This window comes from Aliirhizobium sp. YIM B11859 (assembly GCF_057163345.1).
In genome coordinates, this window is sequence record NZ_JBXHAY010000002.1 from 69309 (window position 1) to 84155 (window position 14847).

The 14847-nt window shown below is 63.5% G+C and carries 22 protein-coding genes; 2 read left to right on the top strand and 20 right to left on the bottom strand.

The window, feature by feature from the left end; all coding sequences use genetic code 11:
• Positions 1–126 precede the first annotated feature (126 nt).
• The 7 genes from AC2GXZ_RS06500 to AC2GXZ_RS06530 form a co-directional block, all read right to left on the bottom strand.
• The gene (locus AC2GXZ_RS06500; RefSeq protein WP_483758342.1) at positions 127–570 is read right to left on the bottom strand and encodes an NlpC/P60 family protein; all 444 of its coding nucleotides are present in this window, start codon (positions 568–570) and stop codon (positions 127–129) included.
• Entirely contained in the window at positions 567–1442 is an 876-nt protein-coding gene (locus AC2GXZ_RS06505; protein ID WP_483758343.1) for a DUF2163 domain-containing protein, read from the bottom strand. The genes AC2GXZ_RS06500 and AC2GXZ_RS06505 overlap by 4 nt, the downstream gene beginning before the upstream one ends.
• A complete protein-coding gene (locus AC2GXZ_RS06510; protein WP_483758344.1) occupies positions 1439–2077 on the bottom strand; it encodes a phage distal tail protein, Rcc01695 family in 639 nt (212 codons plus the stop codon). Before AC2GXZ_RS06510 ends, AC2GXZ_RS06505 begins: the two co-directional genes overlap by 4 nt.
• A 15-nt stretch (positions 2078–2092) precedes the next feature.
• Positions 2093–2629 (bottom strand): phage tail tape measure protein, encoded by a 537-nt coding sequence (locus AC2GXZ_RS06515; RefSeq protein WP_483758345.1) that lies wholly within the window; start codon positions 2627–2629, stop codon positions 2093–2095.
• Between the two features lie 160 nt (positions 2630–2789).
• Positions 2790–3023 carry a rcc01693 family protein gene (locus tag AC2GXZ_RS06520; RefSeq protein ID WP_483758346.1) on the bottom strand — a complete coding sequence of 78 codons (234 nt, stop codon included), beginning with the start codon at positions 3021–3023 and terminating at the stop codon, positions 2790–2792.
• A 59-nt stretch (positions 3024–3082) separates the two neighbouring features.
• Positions 3083–3445, bottom strand: a complete 363-nt coding sequence (locus AC2GXZ_RS06525; RefSeq protein ID WP_483758347.1) for a gene transfer agent family protein — start codon at positions 3443–3445, stop codon at positions 3083–3085.
• A complete protein-coding gene (locus AC2GXZ_RS06530; RefSeq protein WP_483758348.1) occupies positions 3445–3852 on the bottom strand; it encodes a phage major tail protein, TP901-1 family in 408 nt (135 codons plus the stop codon). Before AC2GXZ_RS06530 ends, AC2GXZ_RS06525 begins: the two co-directional genes overlap by 1 nt.
• A gap of 112 nt (positions 3853–3964) precedes the next feature.
• Here AC2GXZ_RS06530 and AC2GXZ_RS06535 point away from each other — a divergent pair, with 112 nt between their 5' ends.
• Positions 3965–5176: an MFS transporter gene (locus AC2GXZ_RS06535; RefSeq protein ID WP_483758349.1), complete on the top strand. Its 1212-nt coding sequence runs from the start codon at positions 3965–3967 to the stop codon at positions 5174–5176.
• Here AC2GXZ_RS06535 and AC2GXZ_RS06540 read toward each other — a convergent pair.
• From AC2GXZ_RS06540 to AC2GXZ_RS06590, 11 genes are all read right to left on the bottom strand, one after another.
• On the bottom strand, positions 5166–5564 hold the full coding sequence (locus AC2GXZ_RS06540; RefSeq protein ID WP_483758350.1) for a DUF3168 domain-containing protein: 399 nt from the start codon (positions 5562–5564) through the stop codon (positions 5166–5168). The two genes, AC2GXZ_RS06535 and AC2GXZ_RS06540, sit on opposite strands and share 11 nt — an antisense overlap.
• The gene (locus AC2GXZ_RS06545) at positions 5561–5893 is read right to left on the bottom strand and encodes a phage head closure protein (protein ID WP_483758351.1); all 333 of its coding nucleotides are present in this window, start codon (positions 5891–5893) and stop codon (positions 5561–5563) included. Before AC2GXZ_RS06545 ends, AC2GXZ_RS06540 begins: the two co-directional genes overlap by 4 nt.
• A complete protein-coding gene (locus tag AC2GXZ_RS06550; RefSeq protein WP_483758352.1) occupies positions 5893–6462 on the bottom strand; it encodes a head-tail connector protein in 570 nt (189 codons plus the stop codon). Before AC2GXZ_RS06550 ends, AC2GXZ_RS06545 begins: the two co-directional genes overlap by 1 nt.
• Before the next feature lie 241 nt (positions 6463–6703).
• Entirely contained in the window at positions 6704–7975 is a 1272-nt protein-coding gene (locus AC2GXZ_RS06555; RefSeq protein ID WP_483758353.1) for a phage major capsid protein, read from the bottom strand.
• Entirely contained in the window at positions 7972–8565 is a 594-nt protein-coding gene (locus AC2GXZ_RS06560; protein WP_483758354.1) for an HK97 family phage prohead protease, read from the bottom strand. The genes AC2GXZ_RS06555 and AC2GXZ_RS06560 overlap by 4 nt, the downstream gene beginning before the upstream one ends.
• Before the next feature lie 97 nt (positions 8566–8662).
• Positions 8663–8989, bottom strand: coding sequence for a DUF6107 family protein (locus tag AC2GXZ_RS06565; RefSeq protein WP_483758355.1), 327 nt, complete (start codon positions 8987–8989; stop codon positions 8663–8665).
• A gap of 290 nt (positions 8990–9279) precedes the next feature.
• Positions 9280–9489 (bottom strand): type II toxin-antitoxin system RelE/ParE family toxin, encoded by a 210-nt coding sequence (locus tag AC2GXZ_RS06570; RefSeq protein WP_483758356.1) that lies wholly within the window; start codon positions 9487–9489, stop codon positions 9280–9282.
• A complete protein-coding gene (locus AC2GXZ_RS06575) occupies positions 9489–9683 on the bottom strand; it encodes a hypothetical protein (protein WP_483758357.1) in 195 nt (64 codons plus the stop codon). The genes AC2GXZ_RS06570 and AC2GXZ_RS06575 overlap by 1 nt, the downstream gene beginning before the upstream one ends.
• 56 nt (positions 9684–9739) lie before the next feature.
• Positions 9740–10927, bottom strand: coding sequence for a phage portal protein (locus tag AC2GXZ_RS06580; protein ID WP_483758358.1), 1188 nt, complete (start codon positions 10925–10927; stop codon positions 9740–9742).
• 92 nt (positions 10928–11019) lie between these two features.
• On the bottom strand, positions 11020–11328 hold the full coding sequence (locus AC2GXZ_RS06585) for a Dabb family protein (RefSeq protein WP_483758359.1): 309 nt from the start codon (positions 11326–11328) through the stop codon (positions 11020–11022).
• 60 nt (positions 11329–11388) lie between these two features.
• Complete coding sequence (locus AC2GXZ_RS06590) at positions 11389–12021, bottom strand: hypothetical protein (protein WP_483758360.1); 633 nt, start codon at positions 12019–12021, stop codon at positions 11389–11391.
• Between the two features lie 172 nt (positions 12022–12193).
• Here AC2GXZ_RS06590 and AC2GXZ_RS06595 point away from each other — a divergent pair, with 172 nt between their 5' ends.
• Positions 12194–12319 carry a hypothetical protein gene (locus tag AC2GXZ_RS06595; protein ID WP_483758361.1) on the top strand — a complete coding sequence of 42 codons (126 nt, stop codon included), beginning with the start codon at positions 12194–12196 and terminating at the stop codon, positions 12317–12319.
• A gap of 29 nt (positions 12320–12348) precedes the next feature.
• Here the strand turns inward: AC2GXZ_RS06595 and AC2GXZ_RS06600 are convergent, their stop codons facing one another.
• The gene (locus AC2GXZ_RS06600) at positions 12349–13902 is read right to left on the bottom strand and encodes a DNA-packaging protein (protein ID WP_483758362.1); all 1554 of its coding nucleotides are present in this window, start codon (positions 13900–13902) and stop codon (positions 12349–12351) included.
• Positions 13880–14545, bottom strand: a complete 666-nt coding sequence (locus AC2GXZ_RS06605; RefSeq protein ID WP_483758363.1) for a hypothetical protein — start codon at positions 14543–14545, stop codon at positions 13880–13882. Before AC2GXZ_RS06605 ends, AC2GXZ_RS06600 begins: the two co-directional genes overlap by 23 nt.
• Positions 14546–14847 lie beyond the last annotated feature (302 nt).

Below are 14847 nucleotides of genomic sequence, written 5' to 3' on the forward strand. Positions count from 1 at the left end.
CTTAAGGTTGACCCGGACGAGCTGGTCTATAACCGTCCGGGTCATATTCAAAAGATAAGTAAGCCGGTGGGCGGGGTAGCAGCCCCGCTCACCACTCCGGTAATATACGCGAGATTGCCGTCGTTTTCAATCAATCCGCGCAGGAGGGAAACGATGCACTGCCGCGATCTTCCTTCTCCATGACGGCACCAGCGCCGAGCGTGTCACCGCCACCTGTTCATAGGCGTGAATGAAATGCGACGGGATGACCAGAATGCCGGCATGTTTCGCCGCGCAATCGGGCCGCCAGCGAAACAGGAGCAGATCACCCGGTTCTGCTGCAGACGGGGGATATGGCGGGCCGAACAATCGGTTTGCCGCCATCATCAACCGGTCCTCGCCGCTGCGCTCGGCCCAGTCGGGCGCATAGGGCGGCACCGCTTCCGGCTCCTGCCCATAAAGTTCGCGCCAGACACCGCGGATCAGCCCGATACAATCACAGCCGACAGATTTTGCGGCGCCCTGATGCCGATAGGGCGTGCCGATCCAGCCTTGCGCCAGCGCGACGACCTTTTCTCCCGTCGCACTCATTCGAATATCGGACCGCCGTCATGGATCCGCTCCCCGTCGGCGTAGGAATAGGCGAAGTCGGCACCCGGCACATGGGGGAAACCGCGAAAGTTCAGCAGATTGGCAAAACGCTGCCGACAGGTCTGCAAGGTCTTGTCGCAACCGGCGATCACGACAAATGTTCGGCCAGCCTCGATCTCTTCCTCCAGCGGCAGCCAAAGCGACAGGAGCACGTCTCCATCCGCCTGTTTCTCGTGACCATCCACGTCAACGGCCAGACCGCCGGCAAACTCGATCCGCCCCTGGCGGAAAAAGCCGTCGGCAAAACCTTCCAGCCCGGACACAAGAAGCCGGCTGCGATCAATCATGTCGGTCACCGCGCCCGTCCCGCGCCACGCCGCAAGGTCGACCCGGCAACGGTGGTCGCCAAGGCTCGCGTCGCAGCGGCGGTTATAGAGCCTGCCCTGCGGCTGGCTCAGCCGGTGCGCCATGCTGCGCAGCTCGGCGCGAAACTGACCGCCTGCCCGAACCACCTCGCCGATCTCGCGCAGGCTGAGCCGCATATGCTCGTCCGGTGCGGCCCAGTTGACCAGGAACAGCTCGACACGCGCCCCGTCATAAAGGCCGGCGGCAAGGTCCGCCTCGTCAATGGCATCGCTGGAGAAACCGCCGGCCATCTCGTCAGCTTCTGCCCCCAGTCCGGCGGCCTGCTCCGTCTCGCTTGCAGCAAAGCCGCTCGCGGCGAAAAACGCCGTGCCATCTAATACCAGATCGCGATCGTGGTCGGTAAAGCCGAGCACAGTGCCGTCGCGGCGTCTGACGCGCCAGCAATGGCAGGTCGTCGTGGCCTCGCCATCAAGATGCGCTTTGAGCGCCGCCGGGACTGCCCTCATGTCAGTATCTCCGTCAGAGGAATGCTCGGGATGCGGCCGGCATCGAAATGGGCAAGATTAACGTCGATCCGGTCGGTATCGAAACGCACCGGCACATCGAATTCGAACCCGGCTTGCACCAGCGCTCCGACGGCGGGCAGATGGCCTGCGGCAAATGTCACGGTCCCGGTCGGCAGATCGACCGCAAAATTCGATTGCGGTTGCGATATGCCGTCGACCGAGACAAGTACCGTGCCCGCCACCGGCTTGGTGATCCGCCGCGTCCAACTGCCGCCGGCATCCTGATAGGTTTTGGTCAGCGCAAAGGACGCCGTTGTGCCGTCACCAGTCCCCAGACGTTGATCGCTCGCCGACAAAACCGCGCCCGGCGGACAGGAGATGCAGTCGACAGGATCGCGGAAGCGGAAGCCGTAAAGCTGGCCACGTCGCGCCTCGAAAAATTCGAGCACCGCATACAGATCGGCAAGCGACCGCACGCCCGATCCGGCATCGTAGCTGCGGCGACTGTCGCGCCAGCGCTGATTGCGCTGTTCGCGGCCGTTGGACAGGTTGACGATGTCGGTGCGCCTGACCGGCCCGCCGCTTGCGCCAAGTGCCACCCGCAGGGGGAACCGCACTTCATGAAATCCGCTCATCTGAACATGTCTCCGTCATAACCCGCGCCGGCCGCGCATCACGCTGCGGGCCAGCATGGCCGAGACCTGACCTTCGCTTTTCCTGAAACTGGCGGCATCGGTCGCCGTGACGTTGAAAACGACCTGGGGCATGGCTCCGCCGCCGGCCGAGGCAACCCCGAGCGCGCCGTCCGGGCCGCGTTTCAGCGGCAGGATCGCCTCCGCCCCCGCCTCGCCCATCAGGCCGGTTTCGCCGTCCATCGGGAAATAACTCGGGCTGCGCACCACGCCGCCATCGGCAAACGGCGTTACCGATCCGGTGAGCGAGCCGATCGCATTGCCGAGCAAGCCTTCGAGCGGCTTCAGCCCAGCCGAAAGGGTGATGTCGGCCAGCCGGTTGCCCAGCCCCTTCAACACATCGTCCAGCCCCTTGCCGCCCGCAGTCGCCGATTTCAGCGCGCTGGTCAGAGCCGCGCCGAAACGCTGAGAGCGGGATTCGAGGTCGGTCATGACGTCGGATAGGGCGTTGGCGCCCGCAAGTGTCTCGGATACCGTATCGTCGTCGTTTGCCATGATATTTTCTCCGTGGACGAAGCCCCTCATCCGCCTGCCGGCACCTTCTCCCCGCAAGCGGGGCGAAGGACACGCGCTGCAGCCTCTCCGTTCCCCCTCGCCCCGTTCACGGGGAGAGGGTCCGCCGAGCAAAGCGGAGGCGGGGGTGAGGGGCTGCCGCCTACCTTGTTGGTGCATGCCTATCCGGAAATTGCCGCATCAGAGCCTCGAGCCCGGCCCTGTCTGTCGCAGCGCCACGCGGTTTCAGCCCCTCGGCCATGGCGGAAAACTCGATCGGAGTCAGCGCCCAGAAATCTCTTGAGGAAAGCCGCAGCAGGCAGAAGCCGACATGCATCACGGTGTCCCAGGGAAAGGGCTGCGGCTTATCCGCCGGATCCGCCGTTGAGCGATCCACCGCCCCATCCCCTGCCCCGGCCATTGGCACATCATGCCCATTCCTGCCCGCTGCGGCCCTCAAGGGTTTGCCGAAACATGCCCTTCCGGCCCGGCAAAGGTTGCCGTCAGCAGATCGCCGACGATCGACGCATAAGCGAAAAGACCGCCCTCGACGCTCATCGCCGCCACCTCGTCATCGGATAAAAGATTGCCGCCGCCGCGCAGGCCCGCGCCGATGATGCGGATCATGTCTGCCGCCTTCAGTCGCCCGGCGGCAAAACGCGCCGCAAGACCGGACAGATCGTCGACGGCGAAGGCCGTTTCCAGTTCCGCCAAAGCCCCGAGTGTCAGGCACAGGATGCGGCGCTCGCCGTCCATCATCGCCTCCACCTCGCCGCGTCGACGGTTGGCACGAGCGCCATAACTCGCGGGCGCCGTCATCAGGGCGCTCCAAACGCGAGCGCACCGGCCGATTCGAGCGCCAGTTCGAAGCGAACCTCGCCATTATGCTCGCCGGAATATTCCAGCGCAGTCACCTGAAATGGCCCGGTGATCATCCCGAACCCCGGTATCACCACCTGCCAGGTGAGGATCGAGGATGAAAAAAAAGAACCACGAACTTTCTCGTCGCTTGCCTGGTCCTTGAATATCCCGGCACCGGTCAGCGATGCCCGCTGCATGCCGGCGCCACCCAGAAGCTCGCGCCAACGCCCGGCGCTTTCGGCATCCGTCACGTCCACCGTCTCGGCATTGAAGGCGAGACGTTTCGTCCGCAGGCCCGCCACACTTACGAATGAACCGCCATCATCGACCTTCAAAAGCAGGTCCTTGCCCTTCTGCGCTGCCATGCCGCAATTCCTTCCCGATTGGTTCCTATCTTCGGTCGTCCTGCCACTTCTCGATCCTTGCCGGACCTGCTACAGGCCATGCCTGCCTGCCCCCTGCATGATGTCCCTGCCCATGACCTATCCTTCAAGTTCGGTTCGAACCGTCAGCGTGCTTGCCCTGGGGCAGCTGATCGGGTGGGGCACGACATTCGAGGCGGTCGGCGCGATCGGCCGGAAGCTTGCGCCCGATCTCGGGCTTGCCAACGAAATCGTCTTTGCCGGCCTGTCGGTGATGATGGTGACGAGCGCGCTCGCAAGCCCGCTGACCGGCAGGATGCTCGACCGGCTCGGTGCATCGCGGGTTCTTTCCATCGGCACGCTGTTTTTTGCCGCCGGGCTCTGCGTGCTGGCCAGTGCGCAAGGGCCAATAAGCTACATTGCCGCCTGGATCGTTCTCGGCTTCGGCGGCGCCTTCGCGCTTAATGCGCCGGCTTTCACCGCCGTCGTCGAACGCGAGGGTTTCGAGGGCAAGCGCACGATTGCCGTGCTGATGCTGTTCACCGGTCTTTCTCCCACCATCGCATGGCCGCTGCTCAACGTGCTGCACGACATGATCGGCTGGCGCACGACCTTCCTGTGCGGCGCCTGCCTGCATGTCTTCGTCTGCCTGCCGCTTTATCTGTTCGGCCTGCCGAAACCCGTCGATGTCGCCAGTGGCCGCGCGTCCGCCGATCTCTCCCCGGTGCCGCTGACGCCGGCCGGCAAGAAGGCTGCGTTCGTTCTGGTGGCGCTGACGACGGCAATCGCCTCCTTCGTCACCTTCGGCCTGTCGCCGTCGCTACAGGAAGTGCTGCGCCAATCGGGTGCCACGCCCGAGCTTGCGCTGCAGCTTGCCGCCGCGCGTGGCGTGCTCGGCATTTCGGCGCGCGGTTTCGACATGTTGCTCGGCAAGCGCGGCAATCCCTTCCTCACCTCGGTCACCGGCGTCAGCCTGATGGTGGTAAGCTTTGCATGCCTTCTTTTCCTGCCGGCATCGAATTTCAGCCTCTATGCCTTCATCACGCTTTACGGTTTCGGTGCCGGCATTCTCGTCGTCGCCCGCGCGCTTCTGCCGCTCGCGCTGTTTTCGCCGCGCGAATACGGCCGTCAGGCATCACGTCTGATGATGCCGCAGAACATCGCCAATGCGGCAGCGCCGATCCTGTTCACAGCCCTTCTCGACCGGACGGGTGTCTCGACTGCGCTCGTCATTTCCATCACGCTTGCGCTCGTCGCGCTTTCGGCCGTCACCATGCTGATCTCGCTGGTTGCCAAGGCGCGACAGGCAGGAACGGTTACTCCGTGACCGCCCTGAAACGCATTTCGCACAGGTAATATCTGGTCTTCGGCTCGCGCCTGCTGCGGGTCGAAATCCGCAACAGGCTGACCAGTGCGGCTCCTTCCAGCTCCAGTGCCGCATCGTCGAGCAGGGCTGCCACTTTTTCGGCGATCTGCTGGGCGTTCCTTCGCCCCTCGCCTTCCGCCCAGATTTCCAGCGTCAGAAAGTGTTCCTCGCCGGGCTCGGTGGATGTCGACAGATCGCGCGTCTCCAGTTCTCCGAAAACGATCGCCGGCAGTTTCGGCCGTGGCAGAAGCCGGTCGTGAATTCGACCCTCTCCGAGAAGGGCCGTCAATCCCGCATCGCCTGTAAGCCTTGCATGGATTGCGGCAAGCAGCGCATTGGCAGCGGTCATCGCGCATCCTCCTCGCACAGGCAGGTGAGATAACGGCCGGTTTCGTCGGGGTCCTCGACCTGCCTGATGGCGAAGAGCCGCGCGCCCTTGCGCAGGCGCTGCCCGGCGAACACGTCGGTACGGAACCGCAGCCAGATTCGGTGGGTGATTGTGCCGATCTCGGCGCCGGCCCGCTCCGTCAGTGTGGAAGACACCGGCTCGACCCTCGCCCAGAATGCTGCGATCTCGGTCCAGGCCATGGTCGCCCCGCCCTGTCCGTCCGGGGCATCGACCGGGGCCTCCAGAGCCAGCCGCGCCGTCATCTGGCCGGGATCGAAAAACACCACCATCAGAGCCCCCGCATCCGGAAAGGTGAAATCAGCCGCTCGTAACCGTCGGGAATTCCGGCCGGCTGCTGGTCCGGCGAGATCGCTCCGCGAAAAGCGAACATGTGACCGATATGGATCAGCATCGCGCGCTTCAGCGTATCGGGGACATCCGTTCCGGCCTCGCCATGACCAGCGATAAAATCGATCTCGATGCCGTTGACGGTGCGCCCGGTCACCGGCGTATTTCGAAGCCACAGCCGTGCCGGGCGACCGGCGCCGTCCAGCAGATGGTCTTCAAGCGACACATCAACCGGCTCCCCATCGAGACCGTAAACGCGAACGGTTTGAATCACTTGCACCGGCGACTTCGCGATGCGGATCACGCCATCCCGCGGCCAGCGGTCGAGATGAAGCCGCCAGGTCTGGGCAATCAGGCAAAGGCCAGTCTCGCGCTCGAGGAATTGTCGGGCGGTCTTGATCAGCGACAGGAGAAGCGCATCCTCGTCGGCGCCATCCAGACGCAGATGCGCCTTCACCTCGACAAGCGTCAACGGCTCCGCGGATGGCGGAGCGATCAGTGCGTAGGTCATGGGAATGCCTTTTGAGGAATGGAAGGAAGGTGGAGGGTATGGAGAGATCCCCTCACCTGCAATTTCTGACACTTAGCTAAAGCTAAGATGTCGAAATTGCTTCCTCTCCCACGAGGGGGAGAGGTACGGTGCGGCGATCTCGGCGGCCCACCTCTCCCTTGGTGGGAGAGGTTACAAAATCACGATCTTAGCTTCAGCTAAGTCGTAGATTTTGTTGGTGAGGGGGGCCGTCCGCAGCTCCTCAGCTCGCTGCGAATTTCACCAGCTTGATCGCCTCGAAATTCTGCACGCCGCCGCCGACACGTTTCGTCGTGTAGAACAGCACATAGGGCTTGGCCGAATAGGGATCGCGCAGGATGCGGATGCCCGCCCGGTCGACGACGAGATAACCGGAGCGGAAATCACCGAAGGCGATGGAGAGCGAACCCGCCGCCACATCCGGCATTTCTTCCGCTTCGGCCACCGGGAAGCCCATCAGCGAGGCGGCCTGACCCGCTGCAGCCGGCGGGCGCCACAGGTAGTTGCCGTCCGCATCCTTGAACTTGCGGATATCGGCCTGCACCTTGCGGTTCAGCATGAAGGTGCCGTTCTGCCGGTGGCCCGCCTTCAGCGAATAGATCGCGTCGACCAGCGTGTCGGACGGGCCGGTGGTTTTCCAGGCGCCTGCGGCCCCGGTTGCGATATAGCCGAGATTGCCCCAGCTCCAGGAACCGTCGGCCACTGCCGTATAGCTGAGAAATCCCTTCGGCTTGTTGACGCCGTCGCCGCGGATGAAGGCATCGCCTTCCTGCTCGGCAAACACGATATCCACCTCGCCGGCGATCCAGGCCTCGATATCGACCGCCGCATCATCGAGCAGTGCCTGGCTTGCCGCCGGCATGGCGTAGAGTTCCATTGTCGGAAAGGAAAGTTCGGCAAGCTGCGGCGCATTGGTCTGTGGTCTCGCCGCCGTCTCGGCCACCCAGCCGGTGGCAAGGCCGGCGGTGGCGAAAGGCTTTTTCAGAACCGCGCTCGAGACGGTGCGCACGGTCGACAGCGCCCGCATCGGGGAGACGACCGAGACACGTCGTCCGATCTCGCTGTCCGTGTCGTCGGGGACCAGATAACCGCCATCGGCGCCGCTGCCGGCCGACATCGCCTTCGCCTCCAGTTCACGCAGCCCGGCCTCGTCGCCGCGGCGGACATAGGCATCGAAGGCTGCCTTGTGTTCCACCGCCTCCGGTGAAAGCTCGGCCGCGCCACGGGGAGATCCGAGCTGCGGCCGCGCCTTTTTCAGCACCAGCTGGTCGAGAACCTTCTTCTGGTCGTCCATCGCCCGGTTGATGCGATCGACCTTGTCGCGGGTGACGACGTCCGCGGTCAGCTTCTGCTCGATCTCTCCGAGCCTGCGGTCGTTGACATCCTTGAAGGCCTCGAAAGCCTCCATGAACTCGTCGAAAGCCGCCGTCACGGTCTCCGGTATGGCCTTCACTTCCGGTGCCGGCTTATGTCCCTGCATGATCCCGTCCGTCATATCGATTTTCCCTTGAAGCTTGAGGTGAACATCATTTTCGCCGCCCGCCGCATCTGGCGGACGAGTTCGGTTTCCCGGTCGCGGAAGAACCGCGCATGCTTGACGTCGGAGACCCGTGCCGATGGCAGCATCGGGAAAGTCACGACGGAAATTTCCCAGAGATCGGCTTCGAGAATGCGCCGCACCCCGGTCTTTGCATCGGTGCGCGCCCTGACCGTACGAAAGCCGATCGACAGGCCATCGAGCGCGCCGGATTTCATCAGCGAGAACACTTCGCGGGAGCGGCCGACGCCGGGTGCCAGAACACCCTCGACATAAAGTCCGCGGGCATCCTCGCGGATCGTCTTCCAGGCACCGATCGGCTCGTTCGGATCATGCTGGTAGAGCATCCGCACACCCGGCGCCCCGCGTGAGACGAGCGAATTCAGGAAGGCGCCGCGCTCGATGCGGTCCTTCCCGAGATCGACTTCGCCGAAGACGCTGGCATAACCGGAAAACGTGCCGTCGCCAGTTATGCCGGCCAGTTCGAGATTGGCGAATTTGCGCGCGGTCGGGCGCATGGCGGGGCGGTGCCCGCGGGAAGCGTGCATGTGGGTCTCCTCGAATGAATGACATGATGGCGACCCGGAAGGGGCACAGCGGCGCCGCAAGCTGCCGATCCCCCGCTTGACGGGAGAGACCGGAATGTCAGCGCCTGCCGCCATACCTTTCCGCCAGCCGCGACAGGGCCCCGAGCGCCCACCAGGCACAGAGGCTCGCGGCAGCCGATCCGGCGAGCATCGTTTCCGGTGCAGACATCGAGCCGCCAATGCCCAGCCGCTCGGACAGCCAGAGGCCTGTCGGACCACCGAAGATCAGGCCGCTGGTCAGTCCGGTCAAGAACCGGCTCGCCGCCTCGCGACGGCTTTTCGGCAGAAGATAGATCAGCGATATGCCGGCGCCGGCGGCGGCACCCGCCGTCTTTGCCGCCCAGACGCCAAGGATCGCGCCCGGATCCTGCCCGAGGTCAGCCATTGTTAATCTCTTGTCGGTTAGAGGGGGCGGCGCGACGGTGGCGCAGCCGCGGCAACAGCCTGTCCGGCGAGATGGAAAATCCATCGCCATCCGGCTTTCATCAACAACGAGAATCGCTTGGCCGGCATCTTTTACAGGTTGAGTCGAGTGGTTAAGAGGTTGAGTGAGAAGCAGGCCCATTGCCTACCCTGCCTCACCTGCCTATTCCGGCTCGTCCTCATCACCGAGATGCGGCGGCAATGCCGGCCGTGACGAATATGCGAGACTTCCAGACGGTTTCCCCTGATCCGCTAGTCAATCACATAATCGCCCGAAACGAAGCGTCGCCGGCCATCAAGCGCAGCATGAGGAATGCCGGCTTCGGGATAATCGGCGAGCAGGCGAAGTGCTGCCCGCACCTGCGATAGTACCGCGTCCGCCGCACGCGGGTTGAACTGCTCCAGATAGTGCTGCTCGCTCTTGAGAAAGAGACCGGCATTTTTCGAGAGCGTGATCCGCATCAGGCAGCGTCACTCTTCTTTCCGCCGAGCAGTTCGGCGAAAAATTCCTCCGCATCGACGGTTTCACCTCTGGCGATCTTTTCGATATCGGCGAGAATGTCTTCGGGAACGCGCAGTGTAATCGGATCGGACAGGGCCGGTTTTTCGGCACTGGTCTTGCCGGCGGGGTTGTCGATGTTTTTCCTGTCCGGCACGGCAGCCTCCGTTTGTAATACCGCGTATTAAAAATTGCGCCCAAAAAGGTTTTCCCTCAATAGCCCACCGCCTCGCGCTTCTCGTCATCGGTGAGGAAACCTGCGGCCCCGACCCTTGACCACAGCGCCTCACGTTCGCTCGAAAGTCCGGCGATCCGGTCGAGATCCGGCTCCAGCTTCAGCCCGTCATGGATGTCCGCCAGCCAGGCGGAAAAGCTTGCGGCGGTGCGGGCGATCAGCGGCAGAACAGTCAGCCGATAGAAGGCGCGGTTGGCCTCCTGGTAATTGGCATAGGTATTGTCGCCGGGGATGCCGACCAGCATGGGCGGCACGCCCAAGGCCAAAGCAATGTCGCGCGCCGCGCCATTTTTCGCCTCGATGAAATCCATGTCCTTGGGCGACAGACCCATCGCCTTCCAGTCAAGCCCGCCTTCAAGCAGCAGTGGCCGGCCGGCATTGACGGCACCGGAATACCCCTGTTCCAGCTCGTCCTTCAGCCGCTGATACCCTTCTGCGGAAAGATTGCCGCCATCCTTCGGCTGATAGACCAGCGCGCCGGAGGGGCGTGCGGAATTGTCGAGAAGCGCCTTGTTCCAGCCGGCGGCCGCATTGGAAAGGTCAAGGGCAGCGCCCGCCGCGACAAGAGGCGAAAAGCCGGAATGATCGTCGAGCGGATGAAACAGCTTCAAGTGCAAAAGCGCAAGGCGACCATCGTCGACCTCGGCCGGCAGCCGGCGCGTGCCGTTGCCGGCGCGGTAATCATATCCCGCCACCCAGCCGTCGCGCCCCTCGACGACGCTTACCCGATCGGGCCGCAGCAGATGCAGTTCGCGCAGGGTGCCGCCGATCATCAACGGCTCGACATAGGCATTGCCGGATAAAAGCAGGTGGCCATACAGCGTTTCGAAAAAATCCGGTCCGCCCTGACGTGTATTGGGGCGCGTCAGAAGCGCAAGTGCCGGGTGGTCGGCGATTTCGGCAGTGCCACGATAGGCGAGCCACGGCACAGCCGCGGCCGCCTCGGCGACCATCCTCATGGCCCGATGGGCGACCGGGTTCTTCATGAACCCGCTGCGCGCCAGCGCCGCATAAGAGCGGCCGGACCAATATGCCGACGCCTCGCCGGACAAGACGGCAAAGGCGGAAGCCGTGCCGGGCGCCATCTTCACCTCGCCCGATTGGGCAGCGGGCATGGCTTTGCGTTCCCCCGTGGAAAACCACGGCAGGCGAAAGGGAGACTTCATCTCGAAAAGTCCTTTTATCCAGAGCCATTCCGGCGAAACGGCAAGGCGTGTCGCCGCCGAACTGCGTAGAGACAGACGGGTGCGCGGCCGGCCTAGCGCAGCGGCGTCTTTGCCGCCTTGTCGCTGTCGTAATCGGCGGCGATGCGCACCTCGCGGATCGGCCGCACCGTTTCGGTCGACAGATTGTAGATCGGATGCGCCTTGTAGGCTGCGAGTGCCGCCTCGTCCTCGAATTCGCCGTAGACGACGAAATCGACATCGGTGCCCCATTGGTCGGTCTTCACATTGGTGCCGATTTCCAGAAGCGAGGCATGCGGGTTTGCGGTCAGCAGCGAAAGCCCGGCGCGCACCTCTTCAAGGTTCTCGGCCTTGGCCGTGAAAAACACGATATGGCGTATCATCTGAACTCCGCAGCAACCTCATTCGAACCAGACGCCTGCTAACACGCAGCCCGGCCCGCATCAATGTGCCTCCGGCATCGCCGCGCGGAATGCCCTGGCATATCCCGCCACCAGCGCCGCCCGATCCGTGCCGTTGATGATTTTCCTGGCACCTGGCCAATCGGTCCTGCCCGGCGAAAAATAGTCGCCGAGCCTGCAGCCGGTAAAGCTGCCGGCCCGCATGCCGCCGATCAGGATGTCCACCGCCACCTCCAGCTCCATGGCGCGGGCCGGATCAGCCACAAGATCGATGCCGGTCAGTGCCGCCATCGCCTGGTAATTGCGCCTGTGGGTCAGTTGCACGAAACCGCGGCCGAGCCAGGTCTTCCCCTCGTCGTCGAGCCGCCAATAGGGTGTCTTCACCGATGCAAGCCGTCCGGCCGCAAACGCCCTGTCCAGCCGCCGGACAGCTTCGCTGTCGTTCTTTGCCAGGGTCTCGCGCACCGGCTGCATGGTCGCTGCCGTCTCGTGAAAGGCGGTCGCCAGAATATAGGCCAGTGCATCATCGCCACCCGCCTCGTTTCGGGCCGCTTCAGGCAGCTTCTCCCAGCCGTCGAGAATTGCCTCCATGCCGCAGACCGCGGCACCGTTCAGACGCCCGCCAAACGGGCTTTTGCGCAGCGTCTGGAAAAAAGCACGCCGATCCGCCACCATGTTAAGCTTACCCCCTTACCACTTTTGCGAGTTTTAATCGGTTTAAGAAAACTAAATCGTTTTAACGGCTTAGGGGCCGATTTACTTTCGTTGCGGGCTATGGAACCAATGTCTGCATGCGACGTTATGTCGGCGCTTCCCATGATGGTGCAGCGCAGCAGGAAAGGAGATCATGATGATGCAACAGCAGGCTCAGCCAGCCCCTTCGAAACCGATCCCCCAGGACGTTCTGGACCGTTTGGAATCCGAATGGAAACAGATCCAGGAAACCCCGTCGCGCCAGCCCAGCCAGCGCTGAAAAACACTTCCGGGCCGCGATCAGGGTGATCACATTCCGCGTACTCGCGGCTCGCTTTGTCCCTCCAGAACCAGTGCCGTCAGCGCCCAGACCAGGGCATCGAGCCGGTCGGGAGATCGACCTGACGACAGCCCGTCCGGGCCGAAATCACACATCTGATCCTCAAGTTCGATAAACCGCCCGGCATGGGCGACGCGCCTTTGTTCGTAAAGCGCCGCTACAGGTTCGGCGCGGGTGAATTTTCCCCGCGTTGCGCGCACCATGGTGATCGGCAGGGCGACGTCGATGCTGCGCAACATCGCCGCGACCATCTCGCCGCCCTGATTGACCTCGGCCACCACCCTGTCTGCCTCGAAACGCCGATAGGCCTTGACCACGGCCTGCGCCCAGGCGGCCGGTGAGGCGCCTTCCACCGAACGATCGGCGAGCACCACCGCCCTTCCATCGGCATCGAGCCCGGCCACGACGATGCCGCAGCAGGAATTCGGCCCCATGCCGGAAGGCGGATCGACCGCCACGACGATACGCCTGAGCGGTGCCAGCTGGCGGATGACGCAGGCCTCGATCTCGTCGCGGCGCCACAGCGCGTCCTCACGATCCTCGATCAGTTCGCCATCCAGCTCCTGCCGCCCGAGCCTTGTGCCGCCATATCGCCGCTCCAGTGCCTCGATGAAACCCGGCGCCAGGTTTTTGCGGTTGTCGCCGGTCGAGATCCGTACCAGCCGTGTCGAAGGATCGGCGATCAGCCGTTTCAGGACCGGTACCGGCCTTGGCGTCGTCGTCACCAGCTGGCGCGGATCGTTTCCCAGCCTCAGGCCGAACTGCAGCATGTCGAATGTCTCGTCGGCATGTTTCCATTTGCCGATCTCGTCGCACCAGGCGAAATGAAACTGCGGCCCGCGCAAGGCTTCCGGGTCCTCGGAGGAGAAGATCTGCGCCACCGCGCCATTCGGCCAGATCAGCCTGCGGCGCGAGATCTCGAAATCCGGGCAGTTTCTGCGGGCAATCCGGCAGATGCCCGACACCCCGTCGATCATCACCTCACGGGCATCGCCCAAAGTCTCGGCCACCAGCGCGATCCGCAGATCCGAGCGGCCTGCGGCAGACGCGATGGCATGCACCCATTCCGCGCCTGCCCGCGTCTTGCCCGACCCACGCCCGCCGATGATCAGCCAGGTGCGCCAGTCGCCAGCGGGCGGCTTCTGTTCGTCGCGGCCGCCAAGATCCCAGTCGCGTCCGTGGCCGATCTGGAACGCATGGAAGGGGTCGGAAGGCTGCTGGCCGACTTGCTCCTGAGAAGGATGGTTTGCCGGCGGCGGCTCCGTCTCGGTCTCCCCGCTTGCGAGGGAGGTGTCTGGCGGGACAGAGGGGGGTGTTCCCCCCAGCCTGTCATCCATAACTTTGCAATCTGCGGTGCCGATCCCCCCCTCTATCATCTTCGATGACATTTCCCCCACAAGGGGGGAGACCGGGTCGCGTTCCACATCCAGCGTCACCGGACTGCCTTTGCCGATCGCGTTTGCAAGGTTGGCGATGCCTGAACCTGCCCTGACGGCGATCTCACGCGTCGCAGAGATCACCATCGTTTCCCGCTCCATCCGAATGGAGGCCTTCTGCGCCTGGGATTCGACCTTCTCCTGCGCCAGCCGACGCGTCCTTGCGCTTGGCGGTTTCACGCGCGAACCTCTCGAATATGGCTGCGGGTGGGCCGGTAAGCTTCCACTCGGCGTAAAGCCGGTACGCGGTTTCATTGGCGCGGTCCTCAATCATCTTGACGAAGCAGGCCTTGGCTTCTTCGTAACCGCCGGCATCGGCCGTCCGTTCGGCCTGGATTTCCCGGTCGCGGGCAAGCTGGCGCTGCAGGCTGTCGATCTTTTCAAGCGTGCGGACGATCAGGCTCATCGCGTCGGTTGCCGCCTTGACGTCGGCACGGGCCAGTTTCTGGGCCGCATCGTCACCGTCCGACAGGGCCTTGCCCGCGACTTCCCGCAGGTCGCGGAAGGTGGCGAATTGTGCCCGCATCTCGGTCGTCATTTCGTTCAGAAGCTGCCGCAGCTCGTCGCCCGGTGCGGCCATGCCATCAGCCGACTTCACCTCGAGCACCGCCCTCACCTCGTTCGCCAGCGCCGTGTCATCCATCCGGATATCTCGGCCGTAAAGCGGCCGTTCTTCCCAGAGGCCGAACAGGCCAGGATCGAAATCTTCGAATTCATCCGGATCGGACATGATGACGGCTCCTGATCGCGCAAACGAAAAAACGCCGGCGGCCTTGCGGCACGCAGCGCTGGTTTTCATTCGGCAGGTTCGGACAGGCAAAAGGGATTGGCTGGTCGTTGACGGGGCGCCATCGGCGCAGCTCTTCGACCATGCATGAAACCTAGCAAAGCACCGTCACGCCGTCAAGGATTATTTTCCTATCTCGATATTTTTCCTGCAAAGGCATGGCTGGCTCTGCCGACCGGGTGATCTGCACCCTTGCGGTTATGGCGCCTTCCCCCATAGTGGCGGCCCGATCATCCCCCGGAGTT

Coding starts and splice junctions, on each gene's coding strand:
- AC2GXZ_RS06585 (WP_483758359.1), bottom strand. CDS start 11,328: ATGATACGCCATATCGTGTTTTTCACGGCCAAGGCCGAGAACCTTGAA.
- AC2GXZ_RS06570 (WP_483758356.1), bottom strand. CDS start 9,489: ATGCGGATCACGCTCTCGAAAAATGCCGGTCTCTTTCTCAAGAGCGAG.
- AC2GXZ_RS06580 (WP_483758358.1), bottom strand. CDS start 10,927: ATGAAGTCTCCCTTTCGCCTGCCGTGGTTTTCCACGGGGGAACGCAAA.
- AC2GXZ_RS06555 (WP_483758353.1), bottom strand. CDS start 7,975: ATGACGGACGGGATCATGCAGGGACATAAGCCGGCACCGGAAGTGAAG.
- AC2GXZ_RS06525 (WP_483758347.1), bottom strand. CDS start 3,445: ATGACGGCGCCCGCGAGTTATGGCGCTCGTGCCAACCGTCGACGCGGC.
- AC2GXZ_RS06530 (WP_483758348.1), bottom strand. CDS start 3,852: ATGGCAGCGCAGAAGGGCAAGGACCTGCTTTTGAAGGTCGATGATGGC.
- AC2GXZ_RS06505 (WP_483758343.1), bottom strand. CDS start 1,442: ATGAGGGCAGTCCCGGCGGCGCTCAAAGCGCATCTTGATGGCGAGGCC.
- AC2GXZ_RS06550 (WP_483758352.1), bottom strand. CDS start 6,462: ATGACCTACGCACTGATCGCTCCGCCATCCGCGGAGCCGTTGACGCTT.
- AC2GXZ_RS06500 (WP_483758342.1), bottom strand. CDS start 570: ATGAGTGCGACGGGAGAAAAGGTCGTCGCGCTGGCGCAAGGCTGGATC.
- AC2GXZ_RS06595 (WP_483758361.1), top strand. CDS start 12,194: ATGATGATGCAACAGCAGGCTCAGCCAGCCCCTTCGAAACCGATCCCC.
- AC2GXZ_RS06560 (WP_483758354.1), bottom strand. CDS start 8,565: ATGCACGCTTCCCGCGGGCACCGCCCCGCCATGCGCCCGACCGCGCGC.
- AC2GXZ_RS06545 (WP_483758351.1), bottom strand. CDS start 5,893: ATGGTGGTGTTTTTCGATCCCGGCCAGATGACGGCGCGGCTGGCTCTG.
- AC2GXZ_RS06535 (WP_483758349.1), top strand. CDS start 3,965: ATGACCTATCCTTCAAGTTCGGTTCGAACCGTCAGCGTGCTTGCCCTG.
- AC2GXZ_RS06600 (WP_483758362.1), bottom strand. CDS start 13,902: ATGGTGATCTCTGCGACGCGTGAGATCGCCGTCAGGGCAGGTTCAGGC.
- AC2GXZ_RS06540 (WP_483758350.1), bottom strand. CDS start 5,564: ATGACCGCTGCCAATGCGCTGCTTGCCGCAATCCATGCAAGGCTTACA.
- AC2GXZ_RS06590 (WP_483758360.1), bottom strand. CDS start 12,021: ATGGTGGCGGATCGGCGTGCTTTTTTCCAGACGCTGCGCAAAAGCCCG.
- AC2GXZ_RS06565 (WP_483758355.1), bottom strand. CDS start 8,989: ATGGCTGACCTCGGGCAGGATCCGGGCGCGATCCTTGGCGTCTGGGCG.
- AC2GXZ_RS06605 (WP_483758363.1), bottom strand. CDS start 14,545: ATGTCCGATCCGGATGAATTCGAAGATTTCGATCCTGGCCTGTTCGGC.
- AC2GXZ_RS06510 (WP_483758344.1), bottom strand. CDS start 2,077: ATGAGCGGATTTCATGAAGTGCGGTTCCCCCTGCGGGTGGCACTTGGC.
- AC2GXZ_RS06515 (WP_483758345.1), bottom strand. CDS start 2,629: ATGGCAAACGACGACGATACGGTATCCGAGACACTTGCGGGCGCCAAC.